The organism is Actinosynnema sp. NPDC020468 (genome assembly GCF_040642015.1).
Classification (GTDB): Bacteria; Actinomycetota; Actinomycetes; order Mycobacteriales; family Pseudonocardiaceae; genus Actinosynnema.
This window is the reverse complement of the sequence record NZ_JBFAEO010000044.1, coordinates 64943-70960: the sequence shown is the minus strand read 5'-3', so window position 1 is coordinate 70960 and position 6018 is coordinate 64943. Positions and strand designations below refer to the sequence as shown.

At 72.5% G+C, this 6018-nt stretch carries 7 protein-coding genes; 3 read left to right on the top strand and 4 right to left on the bottom strand.

What is annotated here, in order from left to right:
- Nucleotides 1-77 precede the first annotated feature (77 nt).
- Nucleotides 78-1184, bottom strand: a complete 1107-nt coding sequence (gene rlmN, locus AB0G50_RS27375) for a 23S rRNA (adenine(2503)-C(2))-methyltransferase RlmN (protein ID WP_360113678.1) — start codon at nucleotides 1182-1184, stop codon at nucleotides 78-80.
- 108 nt (nucleotides 1185-1292) lie between these two features.
- Here rlmN and AB0G50_RS27370 point away from each other — a divergent pair, with 108 nt between their 5' ends.
- On the top strand, nucleotides 1293-1928 hold the full coding sequence (locus AB0G50_RS27370) for a PadR family transcriptional regulator (protein ID WP_360113676.1): 636 nt from the start codon (nucleotides 1293-1295) through the stop codon (nucleotides 1926-1928).
- Between the two features lie 43 nt (nucleotides 1929-1971).
- Here the strand turns inward: AB0G50_RS27370 and AB0G50_RS27365 are convergent, their stop codons facing one another.
- On the bottom strand, nucleotides 1972-2718 hold the full coding sequence (locus tag AB0G50_RS27365) for a class I SAM-dependent methyltransferase (protein WP_360113674.1): 747 nt from the start codon (nucleotides 2716-2718) through the stop codon (nucleotides 1972-1974).
- A gap of 54 nt (nucleotides 2719-2772) precedes the next feature.
- Here AB0G50_RS27365 and AB0G50_RS27360 point away from each other — a divergent pair, with 54 nt between their 5' ends.
- Both AB0G50_RS27360 and AB0G50_RS27355 read left to right on the top strand, forming a co-directional pair.
- Nucleotides 2773-3588, top strand: a complete 816-nt coding sequence (locus tag AB0G50_RS27360) for a VOC family protein (protein WP_360113672.1) — start codon at nucleotides 2773-2775, stop codon at nucleotides 3586-3588.
- Between the two features lie 90 nt (nucleotides 3589-3678).
- On the top strand, nucleotides 3679-4458 hold the full coding sequence (locus AB0G50_RS27355; protein WP_360113670.1) for a VOC family protein: 780 nt from the start codon (nucleotides 3679-3681) through the stop codon (nucleotides 4456-4458).
- 70 nt (nucleotides 4459-4528) lie between these two features.
- On the opposite strand, the gene AB0G50_RS27350 is transcribed toward AB0G50_RS27355, so the two are convergent.
- Nucleotides 4529-5389 carry a phosphatidate cytidylyltransferase gene (locus AB0G50_RS27350; RefSeq protein WP_360113668.1) on the bottom strand — a complete coding sequence of 287 codons (861 nt, stop codon included), beginning with the start codon at nucleotides 5387-5389 and terminating at the stop codon, nucleotides 4529-4531.
- Nucleotides 5390-5452: 63 nt separating this feature from the next.
- Nucleotides 5453-6010 carry a ribosome recycling factor gene (gene frr, locus AB0G50_RS27345; RefSeq protein ID WP_360113666.1) on the bottom strand — a complete coding sequence of 186 codons (558 nt, stop codon included), beginning with the start codon at nucleotides 6008-6010 and terminating at the stop codon, nucleotides 5453-5455.
- Nucleotides 6011-6018: the final 8 nt, after the last annotated feature.

Genomic DNA, 6018 nt, shown 5'->3' with positions numbered 1-6018 from the left:
CCCCGGGGCCCCCCCCCCCCCGGGGGGGGGCCCCGCCCCCCCCCGCGCGCCCGCCGCGGGGCTCGACTCGGCGGGACTCAGCCCTCGGCCGCCAGCTGACCGCACGCGGCGGCGATGTCCTGGCCCCTGGTGTCGCGCACGGTGCACGCCACGCCCTGCTCCTCGACCCTGCGCACGAACTCCCGTTCCACCGGCTTCGGGGACGCGTCCCACTTCGAGCCGGGCGTGGGGTTCAGCGGGATCACGTTCACGTGCACCAGTTGGCCCAGGTGCTTGCGGAGCAGCTTGCCCAGCAGGTCCGCGCGCCACCCCTGGTCGTTGATGTCCCGGATCAGCGCGTACTCGATCGACACCCGCCGCCCGGTCCGGTCCGCGTACCCGCGCGCGGCCTCGAGCACCTCGGCGACCTTCCACCGCGTGTTGACCGGCACGAGGGTGTCGCGCAGCTCGTCGTCCGGCGTGTGCAGCGACACCGCGAGCCGGACGTGGAAGCCCTCGTCGGTCAGCTTGCGGATCGCGGGCACCAGACCGACCGTCGACACCGTCACGGACCGCTGCGAGATGCCGAGCCCCTCGGGCGCGGGGTCGCAGATGCGGTGGACGGCCTCGACCACGCGCTTGTAGTTGGCCAGCGGCTCGCCCATGCCCATGAAGACGATGTTGGACAGCCGGCCGGGGCCGCCGGGCAGTTCGCCGTCGCGCATGGCCGCCGCGCCGCGCCGCACCTGGTCCACGATCTCGGCGGTGGACAGGTTGCGGGTCAGGCCGCCCTGGCCGGTCGCGCAGAACGGGCACGCCATGCCGCAGCCCGCCTGGGACGAGATGCACAGCGTGGCGCGGTCCGGGTACCGCATCAGGACGCTCTCGACCAGCGTGCCGTCGTGCGCGCGCAGCAGCGTCTTGCGGGTTTGGCCCGCGTCGGCCTCCACGCTGCGCAGCTCGGTCCACAGCGGCGGCATGAGGTCGGCGACCAGTCTGTCCCGCGTGCCGGCCGGGATGTCGGTCATCTCGGCCGGGTCGACGGTGAGCCGGTTGAAGTAGTGGTTCGACAGTTGCGCCGCGCGGAACGGCTTCTCGCCGAGCGCGGCCACGGCCTCGCGGCGCTGGTCGGCGGAGAGGTCGGCGAGGTGGCGCGGCGGCAGGCCGCGCTTGGGCGCGTCGAAGACAAGGGGAAGTGCAGTCATGGCGCCCTCCAGTGTCCCACGACCTCGGCCGGAGATTGACCGTTGCATCACGACCGGTTCCGATATATCGTCGACACGTCACAACCGATCGAACGACAGGAGAGAGCGATGCGATCGCACTTCCACCACGGACAGCACCACGACCGGCACGGCCGCGAGCGCGGCTTCGGCGACCCGCGCGGCGGGTTCGGCGGCTTCGGACCGTTCCCCCCGGGCCGGCCGCCGCTCCCGCCGGAACCACCCGGTTTCTTCGGGGGTCGCGGCAGGGGAGGCAGGCAGCGCAGGGGCAACGTGCGCGCGTCGGTCCTCGCGCTGCTGGCCGAACGGCCCATGCACGGCTACGAGATGATCCAGGAGATCGGCCGGCGCACGGACGACGTCTGGCGGCCCAGCCCCGGCTCGGTCTACCCGACGCTCCAGATGCTGGCCGACGAGGGCCTGGTCACGGCGGGCGAGGAGGCGGGCGGCAAGAAGCTGTTCACGCTCACCGAGTCCGGCCGCGAGGAGGCCGCCAAGCTCGACGGCGCGCCGCCGTGGCAGCAGGTCAACGACGAGGTCGACCTCGTGGGCGCCAAGCTGCGCACCGCGTCGCGGCACCTCGGGTCGGCCATGCAGCAGATGGCGCACGCGGGCACCCGCGAGCAGAAGACCCGGGCCGTCGAGGTCCTCAACGAGGCGCGTCGGAAGCTCTACGCGATCCTCGGCGAGCTGGACGTCGAAGAGGACACCGACGACCAGGAGTGAGCCACCGCGGAGGGGCCGTGCCGAGTGCGCGGCCCCTCCGCCGTCACGGGCGCAGCAGCCCGGCGGGCTTGACCCGGGTGTGCACCCGGTAGCCGACCTCGAAGGCCAACCCCGGCGTCTGCGCGACGGCGCGTTCGGCGACCTTCGCGGAGAACTCGATGCGCAGCACCGCCTCCAGGTCCGCGCGGGTCTCGAAGCGCCACAGCGCGCGCACCCGGCGCAGCGCGAAACCCTTGTCCTGGAAGAACTTCTCCACGTCCAACGGGTTGTAGCGGACCTCGTCGGCGCACAGCCACGGCCCGTACGGCTCGGCCGTGCCGTCCAGGTCCACGATCACCAGCGCGCCACCCGGCCGCAGCACCCGGTCCGCCTCGCGCAGCCCGGGTTCGCAGCCGGGGCCGAAGAAGTACGCCGTGCGGGCGTGCACGAGGTCCGCGCTCGCGTCCGGCAGCGGCAGCCGTTGCGCGGGCCCGGCGAGCACCTCGGCGTTGGGCAACCCGGCGACCCGCGCGCGGGCCCGTGCCACCAGCGGCGGGTGCGGCTCGACACCCGTGACCCGCCTCGCGGTTTGGGCGAACAGCGGCAGGTGAAACCCGTCGCCACAACCCACGTCGACCACGTCCCGTCCGGACCAGTCGCAGTCGGCGCGCACCGCGTCCCAGAGGGCGCCGTGCACGTCCTGCGCCCGGTTCTCGACCTCGTAGACCTCCGGCCAGTGCCAGATGTTCGGGCTCGGCAGGACGTCGGTGGCCCGGACGGCCGCCAGGGCGGCCCGCACTAATCCCTTCACGGGACGACTGTAGAGCCGTAGCGTGGTCGATCACCCACCCGCAGGAGGTACGCGGTGTCCATCGTCCCGAACTCACCGGCGCTGGCGGAACTCCACCACGGCGCGCCCTGCTGGGTGGACCTGGCCACGGCCGACCTCCAGGCCACGATGGACTTCTACGCGGGCCTGTTCGGCTGGGTGTACGCCGACGTCGACGGCCGCACGGTGGCGGTGGTCGACGGGGTGCCGGTGGCCGAGCTGGTCGACGCCGGCGCGCAGAGCGCGTGGACGCTCTACCTCAACTCGCCGCACGCCCGCGCGACCGCGGAGAAGGCCCGCGAGCTGGGCGGGACCGTGCTGACCGAGCCGACCGACGTGGCCACCGTGATCGGGGACCCGGCCGGCGCGATCACCGGGTTCCGGCACGTGCCGCAGGACTGGGTGTTCGGCACCGACGGGCACGGCGCGTACGCGTGGGCCGAGCTGAACACCCGTGACGGCGCCAAGGCGGACGAGTTCTTCCACGAGCTGTGCGGGTTCGAGGTCACCCAGATCGGTGACGGTCACGCGGTGGACTACACGACCTGGGCGGTCGAGGGTCACACTGTGTTGGGGCGTCAGCGGATGGGTGCCGCCTTCGCGCCGGAAACCCCACCTCATTGGATGATCTACTTCACCGCCGACCCGGGCATCGGCACGGACACCGTGGCGCGGCGGGTGCTGGAGCTGGGCGGCCGGGTGACGATCGAGCCGTACGACACGCCGTTCGGCCGCGTCACCGTGGTCGCCGACCACGCGGGCGCGGTGTTCTCGGTGCTGGACACCTCCCGCGCGACGCCCCTGTCCGAGGACGAGATGGGCGCCGAGGTGGACGACCCCTACGACGATTGACCGAACGTCGTCACCGGGAACTGTCGTACCCCCGGCGTAACGTCCCGCGCGACCAGCACCACACCGCACGAGGACGCACGAGGAGACGGCATGCCCACCCCCGGAACCCCAGCCTGGGCCGAGGTGCCGACCCGAGACCCGGAAGCCGCCCGCGCGTTCTACGCGGGTCTGCTCGGGTGGACCTACGACGTGTCGACCGACCCCGACCACCACGGCTACACGATCGCCTACAGCGCGGGCGAGCAGGTCGCGGGCCTGTTCACCGCGCCGGACGACGCCACCCCTCCGGGTTGGCTGCTCTACCTGCACACCACCGACATCGGGGAGACGGCGAAGCAGGTCGCCGACCTCGGCGGCACGCCCGTGCTCGGCCCGTTCGAGATCCCGGGCCGCGGCCACGTGCTGCTGGCGGTCGACCCGGGCGGCGCGTCGATCGGCTTCTGGCAGTCCACCGACGGGTACGCGCTGCCCCAGGCCCGTGCCGGCGCGTTGAGCTGGCAGGAGCTGAACACCGCGGACCCGGGCCCGGCCGACGCCTTCTACCCGGCGCTGTTCGACTACCGCGGTCAGCAGCTGGGCGACGGCGACCAGTTCGACTACCGCGTCTGGTCGGTCGGCGAGGGCGAGGCGGCCGGTCGGATGCGGACGGGCTCGGACTACCCGCCCGAGCTGGCCGACCGCTGGATGCTCTACTTCGGCGTCGACCCGGAGGTGGGCGCGGACGCCGCCGCGGCGAAGGCGGCGGAGCTGGGCGGCACGGTGCTCGTGCCGCCGTTCGACTCGCCCTACGGCCGCATCGCCGTGGTGACGGACCCGTCCGGCGCGCCGTTCTCCCTGGTGGACCTGAGCAAGGCCGCAGGCCAGGACTAGCGCCCGAGCCGTGCCCGCCGGCACACCGTCCCCACCGCGGTCGGCGGGCACGCCTCTCCCGCGCCGGTGATCAGCCCGGGACGAACAGGTGCAGCAGGAGCCACCCCACGACCGCCGAGGGGAGGAGGGAGTCCATCCGGTCCATCAGACCGCCGTGCCCGGGCAGCAGCGTGCCCATGTCCTTCAGGCCGAGGTCGCGCTTGATCAGCGACTCGACCAGGTCGCCGGTGGTCGCCGTGACGACCAACGCCGCGCCGAACAGCACGCCGTGCCACCACTGGCCGCCCAGCATCAGGCCGACGGTGAGCGCGCCGCCGACCATGCCCGCGACCATCGACCCGGCGAAGCCCTCCCAGGACTTCTTGGGGCTGATCGTGGGCGCCATCGGGTGCTTGCCGAGGAACACGCCGGCCGCGTAGCCGCCGGTGTCCGACAGCACCACGCCGATCAGGAAGCACAGCACCCGGAAGACGCCGTCCTCCGGCACCACCAGCATCACCGCGAAGGAGGCGAACATCGCCACGTAGGCCACGGTGAAGATCGACGCCGTGACGTCCCGCAGGTACCCGTCCGCGCCGTCCTTCAGGCGCCAGATCAGGACCGCGAGGATCGTCACGACGAACGCGGTCAGCATCCCGCTGCGCTCGAACGGCCAGGCCAGCCACACCACGGCCTGACCGCCCACCAGCACGGGCACGTAGGCGACGTTGATGCCCGCGCCGCGCTTCAGCGCGCCCGCGAGTTCGTACATCGACACGGCCACCGCGACCGCCACCAGGCCGACGAACACCTGCCGCACGGTGAACAACGCGACCAGGATGACCGCGCCGAGACCGAGTCCGACCAGGATGGCCGCGCGGAGGTCCCGACCCGCCCTCGACGTCCTCGGGGGTGCGGGCTCGGCCGCGTCCTGCTCACCGCCGGCTGACACCTGTGCTCCCATCACGACCGCCCTCTCGGACCCACCGGGCCGCGCTCGCCGAGCGCGCGCCGACTAGACCTCGAGCAGTTCGGCTTCCTTGTGCTTGACCAGCTCGTCCACCTGCGCCACGTAGCGGTGCGTGACGTTCTCCAGCTCCTTCTCGGCCCGGACGCCGTCGTCCTCGCCGACCTCGCCGTCCTTGACCAGGCGGTCGAGCTCCTCCTTGGCCTTGCGGCGGATGTTGCGGATGGACACCTTGGCGTCCTCGCCCTTGCCCTTGGCCACCTTCACCATCTCGCGGCGGCGTTCCTCGGACAGCTGCGGGAACACCACCCGGATGACGGTGCCGTCGTTGCCGGGGTTCACGCCCAGGTCGGAGTCGCGGATGGCCTTCTCCACGGACTGGAGCTGGCTCGCGTCGTAGGGCTTGATGACGGCCATGCGCGGCTCGGGGATCGCGATGCTGGCCAACTGGTTCAGCGGCGTCGGCGAGCCGTAGTACTCCACGACGATGCGGGAGAACATCGAGGGCGCGGCCCGGCCGGTCCGCACCGACGCCAGGTCCTCCTTCGACACCGACACCGCTTTTTCCATCTTCTCCTCGGCGTCGAGGAGGGTCTCGTCGATCACGACAGGCT

Bases quoted from the DNA above. Each gene is read 5' to 3' on its own strand.
- rlmN (WP_360113678.1), bottom strand. From the start codon at position 1,184: ATGACTGCACTTCCCCTTGTCTTCGACGCGCCCAAGCGCGGCCTGCCG.
- AB0G50_RS27370 (WP_360113676.1), top strand. From the start codon at position 1,293: ATGCGATCGCACTTCCACCACGGACAGCACCACGACCGGCACGGCCGC.
- AB0G50_RS27355 (WP_360113670.1), top strand. From the start codon at position 3,679: ATGCCCACCCCCGGAACCCCAGCCTGGGCCGAGGTGCCGACCCGAGAC.